The sequence below is a fragment of the Streptococcus oralis genome (assembly GCF_004127215.1).
Taxonomy (GTDB): domain Bacteria; phylum Bacillota; class Bacilli; order Lactobacillales; family Streptococcaceae; genus Streptococcus; species Streptococcus oralis_BD.
This window is the reverse complement of sequence record NZ_QEWJ01000007.1, coordinates 32,563-52,117: the sequence shown is the minus strand read 5'-3', so window position 1 is coordinate 52,117 and position 19,555 is coordinate 32,563. Positions and strand designations below refer to the sequence as shown.

Below are 19,555 nucleotides of genomic sequence, written 5' to 3'. Positions count from 1 at the left end.
AAGTTGTAAACTTAACCTTCTTTTACACGAAGATTGATGACACTTGTAACATCTTGATAGATCTTCACTGGTACATCAATCAAACCAACTGCTCGAATTGGTGCTTTTACTTGAATGTGACGTTTGTCAATCTTGATACCAAATTGCTTTTGCAACTCTTCCGCAATCTTCTTGTTAGTGATGGAGCCAAATGTACGGCCATCCGGTCCAACCTTCTCAACAAACTCTACAACAGTCTCTTCTGCTTCAAGCTTGGCCTTGATGGCCTTTGCTTCGGCAATCATCTCTGCATGAGCCTTTTCTTCAGATTTTTGTTTTCCACGCAACTCACCCACTGCTTGAGCAGTCGCTTCCTTGGCCAAATTCTTTTTAATCAGGAAGTTTTGAGCGTAGCCAGTTGGCACTTCCTTGATTTCGCCTTTTTTCCCTTTTCCTTTAACATCTGCTAAAAAGATTACTTTCATTCTTCTTTCTCCTTTTCCTTTAGTTCATCCAAAACAAGTTGAGTCAATTTTTCTCCTGCTTCTGACAGACTCATATTCTCGATTTGCGCAGCAGCTAGATTAAAGTGACCACCGCCACCCAACTCTTCCATAATGCGTTGTACATTGATTTTACTGCGACTTCGAGCTGAGATTGAGATAAATCCTTGTGTATTTTTCGCTAGAACGAAGCTGGCTTCAATACCGGACATGGCCAACATAGCATCGGCAGCCTTACTGATGACAACTGTGTCATAGGTAGTCGAGTCCTTAGCTTGGGCAATCAAGACATCTGAACCCAATTTACGACCTTGTAAAATGAGTTCATTTACCTCACGGTACTCTTCAAAATCTGTCGCAGCAATCTCCTGGATAGCAATACTATCGCTTCCACGTGTCCGAAGGTAGCTAGCAACATCAAAGGTTCGACTCGTTACTCGAGATGTAAAGTTTTTGGTATCCAGCATCATACCAGCCATCAGTACACTGGCCTGCATACGACTCAAACGATTCTTCTTAGAATTTTGGAACTGAATCAATTCTGTTACCAACTCACTCGCACTACTTGCTCCACTTTCGATATAGGTGATTACTGCATTCTCTGGAAAATCCTGATCACGTCGATGGTGGTCAATGATGATGGTTTGAGTAAACAAATCATAAAAACCTTTGGACAAGGTCAAAGCCGTCTTCGAATGATCCACTAAAATCAACAACGAACGATTTGTAACTGAGTTCATCGCATTAGCCAAAGGCAAGAGCTTGGTGACACCCTCTTTTTCCAAGAAGTTGATAGCCCGCTCAATATCTGGTGACATTTGTTCTGCATCATAAACAGCATAGCTATTTTCAGTGATATTGCTAGAAAACAACTGCATACCAACCGCAGACCCCAAGGCATCCATATCTAGATTCTTATGACCAACTACAAATACCTGATCCACACTGCGAATCTTATCTGAAATAGCTGTCATCATCGCTCTCGTACGTGTTCTCGTTCTCTTAACAGAGGCTGCGGAACCACCACCAAAATAGATTGGATTCTTGGTTTCATCATTTTCCTTGACGACCACTTGGTCCCCACCACGAACCTCAGCCAAGTTCAAGTTCCTTAAAGCAACTTTCCCTATCTCATCATGATTTCCATCACCATAAGAAAAGCCCATGCTCAAGGTCAATGGCAACTGTCTCTGCTTAGCCTCCTCACGAAAGGCATCAATCACAGAGAATTTATCATTCATCAAGCCCTCAAGAACTGTGTAATCAGTAAATAAATAAAAGCGGTCCATCCCCACACGCCGAGAAAACATAGCGTATTTACTAGCAAACTCTGAAACAAAATTTGCCACAAAACTATTAATATGACTGATATCGGAGTCGGAGGTTGCATCTTCCAGATCATCGTAGTTGTCTACCGAGATAACCCCAATCACTGGTCGACTAGTTACCAATTCGACAGTTGCTTCATATTCCCCTGAAACGTCAAAGAAATACAGGACACCTGAAGCCTTGTCCATATGAACAGCATATCGTGTCTCCCCTAAGGTAGCATAAGAACCAGGGACCCCCACAGAAGCCTTGATGATGGTTTGAATCAATTCAACATCAATTTCGCCTTCTTCAGTTGTCAAAATCAACTCAGCATAAGGATTAAACCACTCTACTTCGCCAGTAGATAAGTCTAATTTCAGAACACCAACCGGCATTTGTTCGAGCAGCGTGTTTAAGCTATCTTCCGCTTGATGATTTACATATTGGATTTGTTCAATTTCGCTCTTTTCATACTGTTTTTTTTGCCAGATGAATAAAAGCAGATAAAGAAGTACAAATAAAAACAAGGCACTGATCGTTACAGCAATATTTTGTGAAAAAATAATCAGCATTGTTAAGGTTCCGAAAGTTGCAATCCCTAGTAGAACCGCAGAAATCGGAGTTAAATTATTTTTTTTCATTCTAAACCTCTTGCGCATTATTATATCACAAAAGCCCTTAAAAAGCGACCTTTAAAAAATGATAAGCCTCCTTTTCCTTATTGATTTTTTATGGTTTGACTGCAAAAAGGAGAATAAGCCCATTATCCTCCTGCACATCTATATACTCTGGTTACTGTCACTTAACGTTCAACGATGAGGGCTGTTCCCATCCCTCCCCCGATACAGAGAGTTGCTAAACCAGTTTTAGCATCACGTTTCATCATCTCATGTACCAGAGTCACTAAGATACGGCAGCCTGAAGCTCCAATTGGGTGACCAAGAGCAATCGCGCCACCATTGACATTGACAATATCTGTGTTAAAGCCAAGTGTTTTCCCAACCGCACAAGCCTGAGCAGCAAAGGCTTCATTTGACTCAATCAAGTCGAGATCATCAACTGTCAAATTGCCTTTTTCAAGAGCTTTGCGAGTCGCATAAATCGGTCCACATCCCATCATCTTAGGATCCAAACCTGCACTTGCATACGAACGAATACGAGCAATGACTGGAAGTCCCAATTCTTCAGCTTTTTCAGCACTCATGACCAAGACAGCCGCTGCTCCGTCATTGATACCTGAGGCATTCCCCGCTGTAACAGAACCGTCTTTTTTGAAAACAGGATCTAGCTTAGATAAACTCTCCAAGCTAGCATCTTTTCTAGGAAATTCATCTGTATCAAAGACGATAGGATCGCCTTTACGTTGAGGAATAACCACCGGAACAATCTCTTCCTTAAAGCGTCCAGATTCTATAGCCGCCACTGCTCGTTTTTGTGACTCTAAAGCAAAAACATCTTGTTCTTCTCGACTGATACCATATTCTTCAGCCACATTTTCAGCTGTAATCCCCATATGGTATTCGTTAAAGGCATCAGACAAACCGTCCTTAATCATGGTATCTACCACTTTCGAATCTCCCATACGGCCGCCCCAACGGAAGTTTGGCAAAACATATGGAGCCTGACTCATATTTTCTGCACCACCAGCCACGACAATATCTGCATCTCCGCACTGAATCGCTTGAGCAGCTAACTGAACTGCCTTTAAACCTGAACCACAAACCTTATTGATAGTAAAGGCTGGTGTAAATTCAGGAACCCCCGCATGAATACTCATTTGGCGAGCCACGTTTTGGCCTAAACCTGCACCTAGGACATTTCCCATAATCACTTCATCTACCTGCTCTGGTTTAATATTCGCTTTTTCCAAAGCACTCTTAATGACCAAAGATCCCAAATCAACAGCAGAAACATTCTTCAAACTCCCGCCAAAGGAACCTAAAGGTGTTCGCACCGCCGAAACAATAACTACGTCTTTCATGACTACCTCCATTTATACCTCATATAATGACTAATGACGCAATATAAAAGTGGTTTACACTGGTGTAAACCACTTTGAAAATTCTATTTTATGATTCTTTTACTTCAAGCAAACCAACTTCACCATCTTCACGACGATACAAAACATTTGTTGTTTGATCTTCTACATCTACATAGATAAAGAAATCATGTCCCAATAAATCCATTTGAAGAAGCGCTTCTTCTAAATCCATTGGCTTCAAATCAATTTGTTTTGAACGAACCACTTTTGGTTGCACAACATTTGCATCTTCAACTAGAGCATCTGTAAAGAGTTGGCTTGTTGCAACCTTATTTTTATTCTTGCGTTCGATTTTTGTTTTATTTTTTCGAATCTGGCGTTCAATTTTATCTGTTACAAGATCGATAGAACCATACATATCTTGAGAAATATCTTCTGCACGAAGAGTAATTGACCCAAGTGGAATTGTTACTTCAACTTTTGCCGTTTTTTCACGGTAAACTTTCAAATTCACACGTGCATCCAACTCTTGCTCTGGTTGGAAATACTTTTCGATCTTTTCGAGTTTAGAAACTACATAATCACGAATTGCTTCTGTTACTTCTAGGTTTTCACCACGGATACTATATTTAATCATATAAGTACCTTCTTTCTAAACATTTTTGTTTTTCTAACTATATTATAGCGCTTTCATTTTCATTTTGCAAATTTTTTCCTCATCTTACAAGGGAAAAAGTTTTAACATCCAAAGCTCCTGCTTCTTCCAAAAGACGCTTCACACGATTGACAGTTGCCCCTGTTGTATAGATGTCATCAATAACCAAAATTTTCTTAGGAAGAGGGGCTTCAGTTTTTATAAAAAATGGAATTTCGGTAGCTAATCGTTCCGAGCGATTCTTAGAAGAACTAGCCGTCTCTTCTCTTTTCCCTAGTAAATCTTGAAAAGAAAATCCTGCTGCCTCAACCAAACCTTCAACCTGGTTAAATCCCCTCTCAAGCAATCTTTCAGGACTTAGGGGAATTACAACAAATTGATAACCTCTATACTGTTTCAGCTCCTCAGCAAGAACGGAAGCAAAAACTTTTCTAAGCAAAAAATCGCCATCAAACTTATATTGACTGAAAAAGTCTTTCATAGCTTGATTATAGGTAAAAATCGCCTTATGATCAACCTGCACTCCTTCTTTACACCAAAGTTTACAATCTTGACACTGAGTTGACACCCCTGTTTTCATACAGTTTGGACAATATTTCTCACCAATCTTCTCAAAACTAGAAGCACAAGCTAAGCAAAGATAACTGCAGTCGTCCTTCAAAAGGAAGAGACTACTAAAAGTCAGCTCACACTTGGTAGTCTGTCCACATAATAAACAGTTCATAAACCTGCCTCCATGTTCATCTGCTTGATTTCCTTGATTGCCTTTTTGATGGAAGTATTTAATCCATCATGAAAGAAGAGCAACTCACCAGTTGGTCTGTCCATACTACGCCCAACTCGCCCACCAATCTGAATCAAGCTAGACTTGGTAAAGAGACGATGATTAGCTTCTACAACGAAAACATCCACACAAGGGAAGGTAACCCCACGCTCTAAAATTGTCGTACTGATCAATATCGTCAACTCTCCATCTCGAAAAGCTTGCACCTGCTCTAATCGATTTTCTGTGACAGAAGATACAAAACCGATATTCTCATTCGGGAAATGCACCTGTAGTATTTCTTTTAGTTTTTCACCTTTCTTAATCTCTGATGCAAAAATAAGCAATGGATAACCTGTTCTTCTCTGTTTCTCAATGTAGGTCTTTAACTTAGATGACAACTGACTTTTCTCTAAACAGCGATTAAAATCTGATAACCAAACTGGCTTTGGAATGATCAATGGATTTCCATGAAACCGTCTCGGCAAGCTTAGCCTTTTTAACTCTCCTATTCGAACTTTCTTATCTAACTCATCAGTAGATGTAGCTGTTAAAAAGATTCTCATGCCATTCTCCTTTACACTATTCTTTACAGCATGGTAAAGCATTTGATTGTCAACATAAGGAAAGGCATCTACTTCGTCCACTATCAGTAAGTCAAAAGCATGATGAAATTTTAACAACTGATGAGTCGTTGCAACTACTAGGGGAGTTCGAAAATAGGGATCTGATTCGCCATGGAGTAGTGCTATGTCGCAAGCAAAGTCATTCTGCAATCGCTTATACAATTCCAAACAAACATCTATCCGTGGACTTGCTAGACAAACTGCGCCACCATCATTAATAACTTTCGCAACAACTTTATAAATCATCTCTGTCTTCCCAGCGCCAGTTACCGCATGAACTAAAGTCGGTTGCTGGTTCTCTACTGCATGAAGTAAGCCTTCTGATACTTTCTCTTGAAATGGAGTCAATTGTCCCTTCCATTTAAGAACATCTTGTTTAGGAAAATCTTCTTGAGGGAAATAATATAAGGCCTGATCACTCCTAACTCGCTTCATCAACAAACATTCTCGGCAGTAATGAGCATTAATAGGTAGAGACCATTCATCTTGAATCATACTATCACATCGTTGACAGAAGAGTTTCCCCTTCTCTTTTCTCATACTTGGCAGCTTCTCCGCCAGTTGTCGTTTTTCAGGGCTTAATTCTTGTTCTGTAAAAAGTCGACCAAGATAATTTGGATTTATTTTCATACTTCTTTATTCGTAAAATATAGAACTTTAGACTATTTTTTAGTACAATAAAAATATGGAATTTAGAACGATAAAAGAGGACGGACAAGTCCAAGAAGAAATCAAAAAATCACGATTTATTTGTCATGCAAAACGTGTCTATAGTGAAGAAGAAGCTCGTGCCTTTATCACTGCTATCAAAAAGGAACACTATAAGGCTACCCACAACTGCTCTGCTTTTATTATCGGTGAGCGCAGTGAAATCAAGCGAACCAGTGATGATGGGGAGCCAAGTGGAACTGCTGGTGTACCTATGCTAGGAGTTCTAGAAAATCACAATTTGACCAATGTTTGTGTAGTTGTTACCAGATATTTTGGTGGTATCAAACTGGGAGCAGGAGGTCTTATTCGCGCTTATGCAGGTAGTGTTGCCTTAGCTGTCAAAGAAATTGGAATTGTTGAAATTAAAGAACAAGCAGGGATTCAAATTCAAATGAGCTATGCTCAATATCAAGAGTATGGGAATTTTCTTAAAGAACATAATCTTATGGAACTCGAAACCAACTTTACAGATCAAGTTGACACAATTATCTTTGTCGATAAAGAAGATAAAGAGGATACCAAAGCTGCTCTCATAGAATTTTTTAATGGGAAAGTTATCCTAACAGATCAAGGCTTACGAGAAGTTGAAGTTCCTGTAAACCTTGTGTAAAGCACTTTTAAATATCTTCCCTCAATTTTTAGATTTACACTAACTATTTTTCTGATTGTTATAAAAAAATCCTATCGCTTCGATAGGATTTCTATATTTTACAAAAGTTTAAGATAGCGTTATACTAGAAGCATCTTATATAAAGAGGTGCTAACATGGCTATTTATAACAATATCACAGAACTTATCGGAAAAACACCGATTGTTAAATTGAATAACATTGTACCAGAAGGTGCAGCAGACGTTTACGTAAAACTAGAAGCTTTTAACCCAGGTTCATCCGTTAAAGACCGCATCGCTCTTAGTATGATTGAAAAAGCAGAGCAAGAGGGTAAACTGAAACCAGGCTCTACTATTGTAGAAGCAACAAGCGGGAACACTGGTATCGGTCTTTCATGGGTTGGTGCTGCTAAAGGTTATAAAGTTGTCATCGTTATGCCTGAAACAATGAGTGTTGAACGCCGTAAGATCATCCAAGCTTATGGTGCTGAACTAGTCCTCACTCCCGGTAGTGAAGGTATGAAAGGTGCGATTGCTAAAGCGCAAGAAATTGCTACTGAACGCGATGGTTTCCTACCATTACAGTTTAATAACCAAGCTAACCCAGAAGTCCACGAAAGAACAACAGGAGCTGAAATTCTAGCTGATTTCGGTGCTGATGGTTTAGATGCCTTTGTTGCTGGTGTTGGTACTGGAGGAACTATTTCTGGTGTCTCTCACGCTCTTAAATCGGCTAATTCAGACATTCAAGTTTTTGCAGTTGAGGCAGACGAATCAGCAATCTTATCAGGTGAAAAACCAGGACCTCACAAAATTCAAGGTATCTCTGCAGGATTCATCCCAGAAACACTTGATACAGAAGCTTATGATGGTATCGTTCGCGTGACATCAGACAATGCTCTTGCACTTGGTCGCGAAATTGGTGGAAAAGAAGGCTTCTTGGTAGGTATTTCTTCTGCCGCAGCTATCTATGCAGCAATCGAAGTTGCTAAAAAACTTGGGGCAGGTAAAAAAGTCCTTGCGCTTGCACCAGATAACGGAGAACGTTACCTATCTACAGCGCTCTATGAGTTCGAAGTCTAGTCTCCTAAATACACAAAGCCCTTTAACAAGGGCTTTGTAATTTTTTCTATAAGAAAGAGGAAGCAAATCTGCTTCCTCTTTTTGTTATTAGTTATTCAAAGCTGCTGCCATTGTAGCTGCAACTTCAGCTTCAAAGTCATTTGCAGCTTTTTCGATACCTTCACCAACTTCAAAGCGAGCGAACTCAACTACTGAAGCGTTAACTGATTCAAGGTATGCTTCAACTGTCTTGCTGTCATCCATGATGTAGACTTGTGCAAGAAGTGTGTATGCTTGGTCAACTTTAGTGTTATCAAGCATGAAGCGATCCATTTTACCTGGAATGATTTTATCCCAGATTTTTTCTGGTTTGCCTTCTGCAGCCAATTCAGCTTTGATGTCAGCTTCAGCTTGAGCAATTACTTCGTCAGTCAATTGAGCTTTTGATCCATACTTCAAGTGTGGAAGTGCTGGCTTACCAACCATAGCGCGACTTTCGTTATCTTGGTCAATTACATGGTTCAATTGTGCCAACTCATCTTTAACGAATTGTTCGTCCAATTCTTTGTATGAAAGAACTGTTGGTTTCATCGCAGCGATGTGCATTGAGATTTGTTTAGCAAGCGCCTCATCTCCACCTTCAATAACAGAGATAACACCGATACGGCCACCATTGTGTTGGTATGCTCCAAAGTGTTGGGCGTCTGTTTTTTCAAGCAAAGCAAAACGGCGGAATGAGATTTTTTCACCGATTGTAGCTGTTGCAGATACATATGCAGCTTCAAGAGTTTCACCTGAAGGCATTGTCAAAGCAAGAGCTTCTTCGTTGTTAGCTGGTTTTCCTTCAGCGATTACTTTAGCTGTAGCGTTTACCAAGTCAACAAATTGAGCATTTTTCGCAACAAAGTCAGTTTCAGCATTTACTTCAACTACTGCTGCAACGTTACCGTTAACAAATACACCAGTCAAACCTTCTGCAGCAACACGGTCAGCTTTCTTAGCTGCTTTTGCCATACCTTTTTCGCGAAGCAATTCAATCGCTTTTTCGATATCACCTTCAACTTCAACCAATGCTTTCTTAGCGTCCATAACACCGGCACCAGATTTTTCACGCAACTCTTTTACAAGTTTAGCTGTAATTTCTGCCATTTTGATTCTCCTATATTTTTTAAAAATAGAAGAGCCGGGCTACGCCCCGCCCTCCTAGGTAATTACTATTTATATGAATTAAGCGTTGTCGCCTTCTACAACTTCAACGATTTCTTCGATTGAATCTGCTTGAGCTTCTGAAGCTGCAAATTCTGCTTCAACTGCTACTGCATCTTCACCTTGACGTCCTTCGATGATAGCGTCAGCCAATTTAGCTGTGATCAATTTAACAGCGCGGATAGCGTCATCGTTAGCTGGGATGATTACATCGATATCGTCTGGGTCAGTGTTTGTGTCAACCATCGCTACAACTGGGATTCCCAATTTTTTAGCTTCTTTAACAGCGATTTGCTCTTTATGTGGGTCAACTACGTACATAACATCTGGGATACGAGGCATATCTTCGATACCACCCAAGAATTTTTCAAGACGTGCACGTTGTTTGTTAAGAAGCGCAACTTCTTTCTTAGGAAGAACGTCGAAGATTCCTTCTTCTTCCATACGTTTGATTTCTTTCAAACGAGCGATACGTTTTTGGATAGTTCCCCAGTTAGTAAGAGTTCCACCCAACCAACGGTGGTTGATGTAGTATTGACCTGAACGTTCTGCTTCTTCTTTAACAGCGTCAGCAGCTTGTTTCTTAGTACCAACGAACAATACAACTGCATCGTTTGCAGCTGCATCACGCATGAAGTCATAAGCTTGATCTGCGTATTTTACAGTTTGTTGAAGGTCGATAACGTGGATACCGTTACGCTCAGTGAAGATGTACTTAGCCATCTTAGGGTTCCAGCGACGAGTTTGGTGACCAAAGTGAACACCAGCCTCAAGAAGTTGTTTCATTGAAATTACTGCCATGAGTAAATTCTCCTTTTTGTTTTTTTCCTCTTCTTGACTTCGACTCGCAAAACGACCCAAAGGCAACTGTTTCACAATTCATCAAGAATGAGTATTATCGTTTACACGACAAGCTTTATTCTACCACATTTTTGCGATATTTTCAAGTGGTTTTGATATATTTCGGCCTTGCTTTCAATTAAAAATAATAAAAGAGACTCAAATCGAGCCTCTTCGTTTCATTCATTAGTTTGGATAGATGTAAGTAACATAACCTTCAGATGTTGTAGTTGGGTTGAACCAGCCACGTTTGTTACCGATTGTACGATCTCCACCGTAGTTTGATTCTGACACTTGGATACGAGATGATGATGAAACTGCTGTAACAACCGCTACGTGTCCATAACCACCATCATTCCAACATGCAATCGCACCAACTTGTGGAGTTGATCCTGTACGGAATCCTGCTGCAGCTGCACTTGTTGCCCACTGAGCTCCGTTACCCCAGTAGTCTCCAGCCCAAGGTGCCAATGTTTTAGCTCCCCAAGTACATTCACCAGTTGGGTAACTTGATGCATTTGAGCTATATGTTGGACGTTGTCTAGCAGGAGTTGGAGCAGGTGCTGGAGTATAGCTTGAATCTTCATCATCCGATGTTGATGTCGCTTGCACTTGAGCTGAGAAGCTTGTATTTCCTGAAGCAACTACTGATTGTTGTTGGCTTGTTTGACGTGCTTTGTAAGCTGCTTCTGCTTCTGCAGCTGCTTTTGCTTCTGCTTCAGCCGCTGCTTTTTGTTCTAGCAAAGTAGCTTTTTCGCCTTCCGCAGTAGCTTTCTCAGCAGCAAGGTTCAACTCAGCAACTTTCAACTCAGCTTGCTTAGTTGTCAATGTTTGAGCATCGTCAGCAAGAGTCTGTTGGTTGGCAATTACGGTATTGATAGCTTCGTTATTCGCAACTTGTTTTTCAGCAATTGATTTTTTATCAGCCTTTTGTTGTTCCAACATTTTGTTGTTAGCAGATACAATCTCGCTCATAGCTGCAACACGTGAAATAGCTTCAGTAATTGATTTTGAGTTTACAATTGTGTTGATGTAGCTAGTCGCAGCACCGTTTGTTTGTGCGCTACGAGCTTGTTTTTCCAATGAGTCATTACGAGCAACAATGTTCTTAGAAAGTTCTGTAATTTCTCCTTCAAGTTTCTTAGACTCAGCTTGAAGTGTTTCATTTTCAGCTTGCAAGCTTGCTTGTTGTGTTTGAATAGCTGTAACTTGCGTTTGGATTTCATCTACTTCTTTTTGAGCTTCTTTTTGTTTAGCTGTCAAATCACTAATCTTACTATCTTGAGCAGCAATTTTTTCATCTGTTGTTTCCGCACGGACAGTTGTTAACACCGCTGCTTGAGAAAATAACATTGTACTTAACAAAAGTGACGCTAAGATTTTTTTCTTCATATTCTGTCAATACTCCTTCTATTTAAGACATTACTAGTATACCAAAAAAAGACATAATAAATATTACGCCTTTGTTACATTTATATTTCTTTCTTATAGATAAATTTTTTCAAAAATAAATTGAAAAATCGCCATCCATAAAAAGTTCAGAATCATTGACGGGACAAGGCTATAGACGATGAATACTGGCATGGAATCTACAGTCAGTCCCACAGCAAGAGCCAAAAGATAGCTCCCCATATCAAACAGAAAACTGATCACAATAATGGTCAACATCCTTGTCCAACGATTTGTCAAAATCACGCTGTTAAACTTGTGGAGCGAAGCACCAATCAAGATAAACAAAAGCGTGGCAATTCCAATCAAGTGGAAAAAATAAATATCGTAAACCAAACCCACTATACAACAATAGGCTAGATAGAGATACTCCGACACCTCGATTGTCTCAAATAAGAGAAACAAGAATAGAAAATGACTGGCTAAATGAAAGTGGGGGAAGAAGGATCCCACCAATTGACCAATATGAGCATCAACTAGAACAACAACGGGGAGTAAAAAGAAAATACCAACTTGTTTTAACAGTCTCATTGTTAATTCCCCACTAACTCTACCACATGAAGATTTTTGGTGTCAGCACTTAACTTTACTGTTACCTCTCGTGTTAGATAATCACTGCTGTGCGTTGTGGCAACAACCTCGCCAACAGGAATATCCTTAACATTGAAGTTTCCGAGCCCCCCTGTAGTCACCTTATCTCCCGCGCTAATGTCGCTATTACTATTTAATTGACTAATTTTAAGCAGTTCGGTTTCCTTGTCATAACCAACGATGATTCCATAAATTTCAGTAGAACCATGCAGGATTTTAACGGAAATTTTGTCGGAATTTTCAGTGTTTGTCAATAGGTTTACAGTTGTTGAATGTTCCTCCACCTTTGAAACACTACCAATCAAGCCACCGTTTGCAATGACCAACATATTTTCAGAAGCTCCTTTTGAACTTCCCACATCAATTGTTAACTCTTGCTTCCAAGACACTGGAGCTCGCATAATCACATCTGCTGCTAGGGTTTTTGTAGTCTGCAATTTTGACTTCATATCCAGCAACTGACGTAGTTGTTCATTTTCAGTTTTTAAACTTTCTGATTGATTAGATTCTACCTCTAGTTGATAGAGCTGTTTTTTTAGACTCTCGTTCTCATTATAAGTCTGCGTCAAATGTCCCAAATCTGATTTGAAAGAGTCAAACCACTGAAAGGGTTTCTGAACAATTCTATCTACTAAGGAAATTCCATCTCCTAGTTTTGTCACAATAGCACTTGAATAGGTTGTCACCAATAGTACAGAAACTGTCAGAACTGTGACAAAAACGATGATTAGATATTTTGATTTTTTAAAACGGTTCATATTCCTACCTTTTTTACTAAAGATCTGCTACTGTGATTTTTTATCAACCTTACAAATCCACTAAGATTTTAAGAAAAATAAGAAACAACCCAGCACCAGAATCACAAGAATCGCCAGTGTATCCTTTTGACTCCATCTCAACTGTCTATACTGACTTCTGCCCTTTCCTCCCTGATAACCACGCGCTTCCATAGCTATTGCCAATGAATCTGCACGCTTTAAGCTAGTAGCAAAAAGAGGAATCAAAATCGGAATCATAGCCTTTACTTTTTGAACGATACTGCCTTCGCCAAAATCAACTCCACGGGCTTTTTGAGCATTCATAATCCGCGTTGTGTCATCCATCAAGGTTGGAACAAAACGCAAACTCATTGATAACATGAGACCAATTTCATGAACGGGAACTTTCACACGTTTCAGAGGCGCTAAAAGAGATTCAACTGCAGCCGCCAGACTCAAAGGCATGGTCGTTAACGTTAGCAAAGTTGAAAAGAAAATAATCAACACAAAACGACAAAAAATAATCCCAGCTTGTTGCAAAGCATAATCCGTTATTCTTATAAAAGAAAACTCAAATAAGACATTTCCACTTGAAATGAAAAAGAGTTGAAATAGAGTCGTAAAAGCAATCAAGAAAAACATGGATTTTAATCCCTGAACAAAAAATGAGAGGGAAACGCCCGACAAAGCGATAAATATACCTGTTGCTACAAAAAGAATGAGATTGGCGAGGGGATTATTAGCCCAAAATACAATCAAAATCAACAGGATCATAGCGAGTAATTTACTACGGGGATCCAAGCGATGAATGATGGAATCTCCTGGTATATATCGCCCTAAAATCATACTATCCATTTAGCGACTCCTTAAACTCCTCTATCTTGATTGGCAGTTTGTTAAAAGCTACACCTCTATCTGCCAAACGTTTACAAAAGGCTGTGATTTTAGGCACACCTAACTGCACATTTTCCATAGAGGCTACATCTTGGAAGACATCACTTGGTTTGCCACTTTTGACCAAGCACCCCTTTTCCATAACGTAAACCTGATCAGCATACTCAGCTACGTCATCCATCAAATGCGTTACCAGAACGATTGTCATTCCAGCATGGTGAAGTTTTTTAAACAGGGTCATCAATTCTTTTCTGCCCAAAGGATCTAGTCCAGCTGTTGGCTCATCCAAAACCAAGACAGTAGGCTCCATCGCTAGCATCCCTGCTATAGCCACACGTCTCATCTGACCACCCGAAAGTTCAAATGGACTCCTCTCAAAGAGTGACTCAGCAATGCCCACCAAGGCTAACTTTTCACGCGCAATTTTCTTGGCTTCCTCCTCAGAAACTCCAAAATTTTGTGGTCCAAACGCAACATCTTTCAAAACAGTCTCTTCGAAAATCTGATTTTCAGCAAATTGAAACACTAGACCGACTTGCTTTCGAATCTGTCGAATTTCTTTATTGGTTGATGTAGGAGTAATGACAGTATCAAAAACTCGAACAGAACCCTTACTTGGTACCAATAGGCCATTTAAAAGCTGTAAAATCGTCGATTTTCCACTACCTGTATGTCCTATCAAAGCTGTATAGGAGCCATCCTCAATCGTCAAGGAAACATCAGTCAAGGCTGATGAAGATAGGGGGGTTCCCTCTTGATAGGTAAAGCTCACATTTTCTAGAGTAATTCCCATAGTTTGTCCTCTAGCTCTCCTTCTGTCAAATAGCCATCCGGCAACTGATAGCCAGTCTCTCTCAAAGATTCTCTCAGTTGATTCGTAAAGGGATCATCTAAGCCTATCTGGTCAAGATCAGCCCGAGAAAAAAGTTCTCTTGGGCTGCTGGTTGACTCCACTTGGCCTTTTTTCATGACCAAGACACGATCACTCATCGCAACTTCTTCCAAGTCATGCGTAATGGAGACGACTGTCATCTGGTAGTCTTTTCGAATCTCTTGAACTGTCTGAATCAGTTCTCTTCGCCCCTCGGGATCCAACATACTTGTAGCCTCGTCCAGAATCAAAATAGCTGGTCTCAAAGCAACAACTCCTGCAATGGCCACCCGTTGTTTTTGTCCACCAGATAAGCGAGCTGGTTCTCTCTTCTTAAAGTCCAGCATACCCACTAACTCCAAGGATTCAGCTACTCTCTTCTTCATTTCTTCACGAGGAAGTCCCTGGTTTTCTAAGCCAAAGGCGACATCATCTTCAACAGTTGCCCCCACAAATTGATTATCTGGATTTTGAAAAACCATGCCAATTTGTCGGCGCAAGTCCCAAACATTCTCAGAAGACAGCAGTTGGTCATCTATCCAGATTTCTCCAGACTCTGCTTCAAGCAAACCATCAATCAAACGAATAGTTGTTGACTTTCCACTCCCATTATGACCTACAATTGAGAGCCACTCCCCACGTTTCACGTGAAACGAGACATTATTAACATCATAATGATCTTGGTCTTCCTTATAACGAAAAGACAGGTCTTTTACTTCAATAATCGATTTCATTTCGAACCAAACGTCCCTTTGAATACATGAGCGCTACCCTTGAAATAATCATAACCAGAGTAGATAGTAAAAAACAAAGCGATATAAAGCAACAGTTGCCCAATTAAATTCCAATGTAAGAGCAAAAAGATAATCGCAAACATTTGACTAAAGGTTTTGATTTTCCCTGGCATCGCTGCTGCTAGAACTGTCCCTCCTGTCTCAACGAGCAACAGACGTAGACCTGTCACAGCGAGTTCACGGCAGATGATAATAGCAACAACCCAAGCTGGAGCCATACCCAACTCAATCAACATGATAAAAGCTGACATAACCAACAACTTATCAGCCATTGGATCTGCAAACTTTCCAAAGTTGCTAACCACATTCCATTTACGAGCAAGATAGCCATCAAGATAATCCGTTACACTAGCAACTGCAAAGATAATCGCTGCCAGCAGGTGACTACCTTGTGAATGACCCAAAGTCAAAACAAGAATAAAGAGAGGTATAAAGAGAATTCTACCAATAGTTAATACATTAGGGATTTGTTCTTTTTTCATTGGTTCTTCCTTAATTTGTAGTGAATGTAAGTGTCACAGTTCCAGTCTGAGTTGTCAGCTTGGAAGTATCGATTGTTTGATTATCCACAGTTAAAGTAACTCCCTTCACTACACCTAAAGTAATCGTCACAGGATTTTTCGTCGAAACTGTTGTTTTTGCGTTTTTATTGTCTGATGACAAGGTCACACCACCTTCAAGGTCACTCCCTGAAACACTAATCCAGCTAGTTGTATCTGAAACTGCCAGTTGAATGATAGCTATTTCCTTACTTGATTTATAGTGTGCCTCAATATGATTGCCCTCACCCGAAACCGTAATTTTTGATTCTAGGGTAGAAGATGTGCTAGACGTCTGACTGCTAGAAGATGAACTAGACGAGGTTGTTGAACTAGTTGAGTTCACAACACTATAATTAGCTGAAGAAGGGCGCATTGGTTGAGTCTGGATATAATTCCAAACATAATAGGTCACAAAAATTAAAATCGACAAAGCAAACAGAACGAAGTAAAACAGAGGGAGATAAGACGTTTTTTTCTTATTTGATCGTCTACGACCAGACAAGTCTTCTTCATCAACATCGACCTCTTCATAGGTAATCATGCTTCCCGAATCATAGGCATCCAAAATGATTCGCTCGTCCAATTCAACCGCCCAGGCATATTTTCTTAAAAAAGAACGAGCATAAAATGGACTAGGAAGGCGATCAAAATCATCAGCCTCCATAGCCTCTAATAAATTCATCTGAATATCCGTTTTTGCCTGCAGTTCTTCTATACTCAATCCCTGATTAATTCTGGCTAAACGCAGAACCTCACCAATCGTTTTTTTTCTCATACTTAACATTCCTTCTTAACTAATAATTCTTATCTATTTTAGGATGGAAAGATAGTAAAATCAATCAAATCACCATCATCTATCAAACGATGCCCAGCTTCAAGAACATCGTCTAAAGTAATTTCTTGTAAAATTTTTGGTAAATCAAAAATAGTTTCCCCTTTGTCGACTGGTTCATACTGTGTCGCAATAAACTCCAAGGAGTTCATACTACTGAAAAATTCCCCAAACATCTCACTCTTAACAAGATCCAGATGTTCCTCTGTAAGATCTGAATCTTTCGTGAAGTTGAGAATAGCCTTTCGAAATTGATGCGACAACGAAACAGGCTCCTTGGTATCCATCGTCAACATCACAAAATGAAAGCGACTATTCACTTCTACCTCTAAGGACAGCGAGGCATCCAACTTCCCTGTCTCATATAACTTTTGAAATCGCTCAGAAGTCCAACCAAACATCATCGTAAACAGTAATTTTAGCAAAACATTATAACGGTAGCAATCTTCTTCTGCCACCTCACCTGCTCCCCTAATTCCAACAGCAAGCTTTGGTGAAGAAACTTCCATCCAAAGGCTATCTGTTTCTTTGACAGCTTGTAAAGTAAGCTTCTCCTTCCTTACTACTATTTCTTCCAAGTCTCCAAGTTTCTTTTGCGAAAAATACTTCTCAACCGTATCTACATCAAAATTTCCAACTAAAAACAAAGACATATTGACAGGTTTGTAAAAGGCTGTAAAGTTATCTTTTAAGTCATTTAGCTGAATATTGTTAATTGATTTTTCACTTCCAACAATATCGGTTGCCAGAGGAGTATTGGGATAAAGATTTGCTAAGGTTGCAAAAAACAGACGCGAATCTGGATCGTCTTGGTACATCTCACGTTCCTGTTGGATAATTTCCCGCTCTCTCTCAACTGACTCTTCTGTAAAATGCGCAACTGTTACCAATTCTTCAAGCAAATCCAAATTTTCTGATAACTGATCTATTGTTGAAAACAAATAACTCGTCTTTGTAAAACTTGTAAAAGCATTGCTATCAGCTCCCAAGCATGTAAAAGACTCCATAATATCTTCAGCATTTTCTCTCTCAAACAGTTTATGTTCAAGAAAATGTGCAATTCCAGCTGGATAAGACTGTAAACCTTTTTCAGATATTGTAAAGCTTGTGTCTACTGATCCAAATTGAACTGTTACAACCCCGTAAACTTCATTAAATTGTTTCTTAGGAAGGAGAGACACTGTCAATCCATTTGATAGACGAGTCTGATAAACCGTCTCCTTTACAGCAGGATAGTATTTTTCTTCAAAGGTAACTGGTGTCATTCTATTCCTTCCATAAAGTATATCGCTTGTAACCGAACACTATTTGCTGCTTTGCAGATAGCTTCTTTGTCAACTTGGTTTAATTTTTCAACCCAACTGTCAAAATCTGATGTGGATTTCCCTAACAGACTATTCAAATAAACTCGCTCGATTAGTGAGGTCTGACTATCTTGCGCAAGCAACAAGGTTCTGCGAATCATCTCCTTGGTCTGTTCAATCTCCAAATCTGTAAAATTACCTTTTTTTAGTTCAAGTAATTGATGATTCATCAATTTTCTGGCTTGATTGCGATTTCCCCGATCAATGCCAGCATACATCCTCAATTGGCCACTAAACAAGTCCAATTGACTGGAGATAGTGTAGGCTAGACCAGCATTTTCCCGAACATTTGTAAAAAGCTTAGAGTGAGCAAAACCACCTAATAGACCATTCATTACTACCATGGCCAAATGATGCTTGTCTCCATAGCTCGTAGAACAATGGTAAGCCAATTCCAAAACGGATTGACCCACATTCTTACGAACCATTCCTTCCCGAAGGACGTTTGAATATGGTTGTTTGTACTGAGGCTTGACATCGATTTGACGCCCAGTAAAAGAGAATGACCTCAACCACTCCTTCACTTCTACTTCATTAAAATCACCCAAGAAAAAGAAATCAATTCGATCATTTTTCAGAGCATCTTGAAAGCAAGTATAACTACTTTTTGGAGACTCATTTGAAATACGTTTTCGTAAATCACTGTATCTTAATTGAAGGCGCTCATCATGGAAGAACAAGCTATCCAACTCCTTATGAGCAAAATAAAATGAATCATCCATATCAGTAGCTAAGCTAGCCAATAATTGTTTTTTTTCAATTTCAAACAAGGCTGGCTCAAAGGCTCCATCTAGAACTAAGGGCGCAAATAAAGTCTGTTTCACTAATTCCAAAATTCGAGAAGTCAGCACATTTTTTTTACTCAAAAACTCATCCCGCACGTAGGTAAATGTTAAATCAAGAATATGTGCCTGTCCTCTACGATAAGCACTCGTAGAAATATCTGTCCCATACAAACTTGCCAAGTATCTGCGAAATGCTTGAGATGTTGGGTAAGCTTTATTGGCAGTCTCCAACATACTCGCACTTAACATGCGTCCTGCTACTGTCTCAAGAGATAAGGGAGCAGTAAAACGAACAGTGATTTTATTAGTTTTAAACTTTTTGGATTGAACAAAATGTGCTGAAATTCCAGGCACTAACTCCATACCTTACCTCCCTACATATAGAACTCTATTATATCATGAAAAAGAAAATTTTTCCTGTTCTCTTTA

The 19,555-nt window shown here is 39.6% G+C and carries 20 protein-coding genes; 2 read left to right on the top strand and 18 right to left on the bottom strand.

The window, feature by feature from the left end; genetic code table 11:
• Positions 1-11: 11 nt before the first annotated feature.
• The 6 genes from rplI to DF216_RS06500 all read right to left on the bottom strand — a co-directional run bounded on the left by rplI (position 12) and on the right by DF216_RS06500 (position 6,448).
• A complete protein-coding gene (gene rplI / locus DF216_RS06525; RefSeq protein ID WP_000864209.1) occupies positions 12-464 on the bottom strand; it encodes a 50S ribosomal protein L9 in 453 nt (150 codons plus the stop codon).
• Entirely contained in the window at positions 461-2,434 is a 1,974-nt protein-coding gene (locus DF216_RS06520; protein WP_129326327.1) for a DHH family phosphoesterase, read from the bottom strand. Before DF216_RS06520 ends, rplI begins: the two co-directional genes overlap by 4 nt.
• Before the next feature lie 161 nt (positions 2,435-2,595).
• Positions 2,596-3,774, bottom strand: coding sequence for an acetyl-CoA C-acetyltransferase (locus DF216_RS06515; protein WP_125827381.1), 1,179 nt, complete (start codon positions 3,772-3,774; stop codon positions 2,596-2,598).
• Between the two features lie 88 nt (positions 3,775-3,862).
• Positions 3,863-4,411 carry a ribosome hibernation-promoting factor, HPF/YfiA family gene (gene hpf / locus DF216_RS06510; RefSeq protein ID WP_000599111.1) on the bottom strand — a complete coding sequence of 183 codons (549 nt, stop codon included), beginning with the start codon at positions 4,409-4,411 and terminating at the stop codon, positions 3,863-3,865.
• Between the two features lie 79 nt (positions 4,412-4,490).
• Positions 4,491-5,153, bottom strand: a complete 663-nt coding sequence (locus DF216_RS06505; protein ID WP_129326326.1) for a ComF family protein — start codon at positions 5,151-5,153, stop codon at positions 4,491-4,493.
• The gene (locus tag DF216_RS06500; RefSeq protein ID WP_129326325.1) at positions 5,150-6,448 is read right to left on the bottom strand and encodes a DEAD/DEAH box helicase; all 1,299 of its coding nucleotides are present in this window, start codon (positions 6,446-6,448) and stop codon (positions 5,150-5,152) included. The genes DF216_RS06505 and DF216_RS06500 overlap by 4 nt, the downstream gene beginning before the upstream one ends.
• Positions 6,449-6,503: 55 nt before the next feature.
• Between DF216_RS06500 and DF216_RS06495 the strand changes: the two genes are divergently transcribed.
• On the top strand, positions 6,504-7,139 hold the full coding sequence (locus tag DF216_RS06495; protein WP_006149071.1) for a YigZ family protein: 636 nt from the start codon (positions 6,504-6,506) through the stop codon (positions 7,137-7,139).
• A gap of 155 nt (positions 7,140-7,294) precedes the next feature.
• Positions 7,295-8,221: a cysteine synthase A gene (gene cysK, locus DF216_RS06490; RefSeq protein ID WP_036756395.1), complete on the top strand. Its 927-nt coding sequence runs from the start codon at positions 7,295-7,297 to the stop codon at positions 8,219-8,221.
• A gap of 87 nt (positions 8,222-8,308) precedes the next feature.
• Here the strand turns inward: cysK and tsf are convergent, their stop codons facing one another.
• From tsf to yfmF, 12 genes are all read right to left on the bottom strand, one after another.
• Entirely contained in the window at positions 8,309-9,349 is a 1,041-nt protein-coding gene (tsf, locus tag DF216_RS06485; RefSeq protein WP_129326324.1) for a translation elongation factor Ts, read from the bottom strand.
• Between the two features lie 78 nt (positions 9,350-9,427).
• Complete coding sequence (gene rpsB / locus DF216_RS06480) at positions 9,428-10,207, bottom strand: 30S ribosomal protein S2 (protein WP_061421562.1); 780 nt, start codon at positions 10,205-10,207, stop codon at positions 9,428-9,430.
• A 225-nt stretch (positions 10,208-10,432) separates the two neighbouring features.
• Positions 10,433-11,638, bottom strand: a complete 1,206-nt coding sequence (gene pcsB / locus DF216_RS06475) for a peptidoglycan hydrolase PcsB (RefSeq protein ID WP_061453886.1) — start codon at positions 11,636-11,638, stop codon at positions 10,433-10,435.
• Positions 11,639-11,731: 93 nt separating this feature from the next.
• On the bottom strand, positions 11,732-12,226 hold the full coding sequence (mreD, locus tag DF216_RS06470) for a rod shape-determining protein MreD (protein WP_061453885.1): 495 nt from the start codon (positions 12,224-12,226) through the stop codon (positions 11,732-11,734).
• 2 nt (positions 12,227-12,228) lie between these two features.
• Positions 12,229-13,044, bottom strand: coding sequence for a rod shape-determining protein MreC (gene mreC, locus DF216_RS06465; protein WP_125827387.1), 816 nt, complete (start codon positions 13,042-13,044; stop codon positions 12,229-12,231).
• Between the two features lie 60 nt (positions 13,045-13,104).
• On the bottom strand, positions 13,105-13,899 hold the full coding sequence (locus DF216_RS06460; RefSeq protein WP_061453883.1) for an energy-coupling factor transporter transmembrane component T family protein: 795 nt from the start codon (positions 13,897-13,899) through the stop codon (positions 13,105-13,107).
• Complete coding sequence (locus tag DF216_RS06455; RefSeq protein WP_084971991.1) at positions 13,892-14,731, bottom strand: energy-coupling factor transporter ATPase; 840 nt, start codon at positions 14,729-14,731, stop codon at positions 13,892-13,894. The genes DF216_RS06460 and DF216_RS06455 overlap by 8 nt, the downstream gene beginning before the upstream one ends.
• Positions 14,716-15,543 carry an energy-coupling factor ABC transporter ATP-binding protein gene (locus DF216_RS06450; protein ID WP_084971992.1) on the bottom strand — a complete coding sequence of 276 codons (828 nt, stop codon included), beginning with the start codon at positions 15,541-15,543 and terminating at the stop codon, positions 14,716-14,718. The genes DF216_RS06455 and DF216_RS06450 overlap by 16 nt, the downstream gene beginning before the upstream one ends.
• Positions 15,540-16,085: a CDP-diacylglycerol--glycerol-3-phosphate 3-phosphatidyltransferase gene (gene pgsA / locus DF216_RS06445; RefSeq protein WP_129326323.1), complete on the bottom strand. Its 546-nt coding sequence runs from the start codon at positions 16,083-16,085 to the stop codon at positions 15,540-15,542. The genes DF216_RS06450 and pgsA overlap by 4 nt, the downstream gene beginning before the upstream one ends.
• Before the next feature lie 10 nt (positions 16,086-16,095).
• On the bottom strand, positions 16,096-16,920 hold the full coding sequence (gene rodZ, locus DF216_RS06440; RefSeq protein WP_164979014.1) for a cytoskeleton protein RodZ: 825 nt from the start codon (positions 16,918-16,920) through the stop codon (positions 16,096-16,098).
• 38 nt (positions 16,921-16,958) lie between these two features.
• Entirely contained in the window at positions 16,959-18,242 is a 1,284-nt protein-coding gene (gene yfmH / locus DF216_RS06435; protein WP_129326321.1) for an EF-P 5-aminopentanol modification-associated protein YfmH, read from the bottom strand.
• Positions 18,239-19,489 (bottom strand): EF-P 5-aminopentanol modification-associated protein YfmF, encoded by a 1,251-nt coding sequence (gene yfmF / locus DF216_RS06430; RefSeq protein ID WP_129326320.1) that lies wholly within the window; start codon positions 19,487-19,489, stop codon positions 18,239-18,241. The genes yfmH and yfmF overlap by 4 nt, the downstream gene beginning before the upstream one ends.
• Between the last annotated feature and the right edge of the window lie 66 nt (positions 19,490-19,555).

Coding starts and splice junctions, on each gene's coding strand:
- hpf (WP_000599111.1), bottom strand. CDS start 4,411: ATGATTAAATATAGTATCCGTGGTGAAAACCTAGAAGTAACAGAAGCA.
- rodZ (WP_164979014.1), bottom strand. CDS start 16,920: ATGAGAAAAAAAACGATTGGTGAGGTTCTGCGTTTAGCCAGAATTAAT.
- rplI (WP_000864209.1), bottom strand. CDS start 464: ATGAAAGTAATCTTTTTAGCAGATGTTAAAGGAAAAGGGAAAAAAGGC.
- cysK (WP_036756395.1), top strand. CDS start 7,295: ATGGCTATTTATAACAATATCACAGAACTTATCGGAAAAACACCGATT.
- DF216_RS06520 (WP_129326327.1), bottom strand. CDS start 2,434: ATGAAAAAAAATAATTTAACTCCGATTTCTGCGGTTCTACTAGGGATT.
- DF216_RS06460 (WP_061453883.1), bottom strand. CDS start 13,899: ATGGATAGTATGATTTTAGGGCGATATATACCAGGAGATTCCATCATT.
- rpsB (WP_061421562.1), bottom strand. CDS start 10,207: ATGGCAGTAATTTCAATGAAACAACTTCTTGAGGCTGGTGTTCACTTT.
- pgsA (WP_129326323.1), bottom strand. CDS start 16,085: ATGAAAAAAGAACAAATCCCTAATGTATTAACTATTGGTAGAATTCTC.
- yfmH (WP_129326321.1), bottom strand. CDS start 18,242: ATGACACCAGTTACCTTTGAAGAAAAATACTATCCTGCTGTAAAGGAG.
- mreD (WP_061453885.1), bottom strand. CDS start 12,226: ATGAGACTGTTAAAACAAGTTGGTATTTTCTTTTTACTCCCCGTTGTT.
- tsf (WP_129326324.1), bottom strand. CDS start 9,349: ATGGCAGAAATTACAGCTAAACTTGTAAAAGAGTTGCGTGAAAAATCT.
- DF216_RS06505 (WP_129326326.1), bottom strand. CDS start 5,153: ATGAACTGTTTATTATGTGGACAGACTACCAAGTGTGAGCTGACTTTT.
- DF216_RS06500 (WP_129326325.1), bottom strand. CDS start 6,448: ATGAAAATAAATCCAAATTATCTTGGTCGACTTTTTACAGAACAAGAA.
- yfmF (WP_129326320.1), bottom strand. CDS start 19,489: ATGGAGTTAGTGCCTGGAATTTCAGCACATTTTGTTCAATCCAAAAAG.
- DF216_RS06495 (WP_006149071.1), top strand. CDS start 6,504: ATGGAATTTAGAACGATAAAAGAGGACGGACAAGTCCAAGAAGAAATC.
- pcsB (WP_061453886.1), bottom strand. CDS start 11,638: ATGAAGAAAAAAATCTTAGCGTCACTTTTGTTAAGTACAATGTTATTT.
- DF216_RS06515 (WP_125827381.1), bottom strand. CDS start 3,774: ATGAAAGACGTAGTTATTGTTTCGGCGGTGCGAACACCTTTAGGTTCC.
- mreC (WP_125827387.1), bottom strand. CDS start 13,044: ATGAACCGTTTTAAAAAATCAAAATATCTAATCATCGTTTTTGTCACA.
- DF216_RS06455 (WP_084971991.1), bottom strand. CDS start 14,731: ATGGGAATTACTCTAGAAAATGTGAGCTTTACCTATCAAGAGGGAACC.
- DF216_RS06450 (WP_084971992.1), bottom strand. CDS start 15,543: ATGAAATCGATTATTGAAGTAAAAGACCTGTCTTTTCGTTATAAGGAA.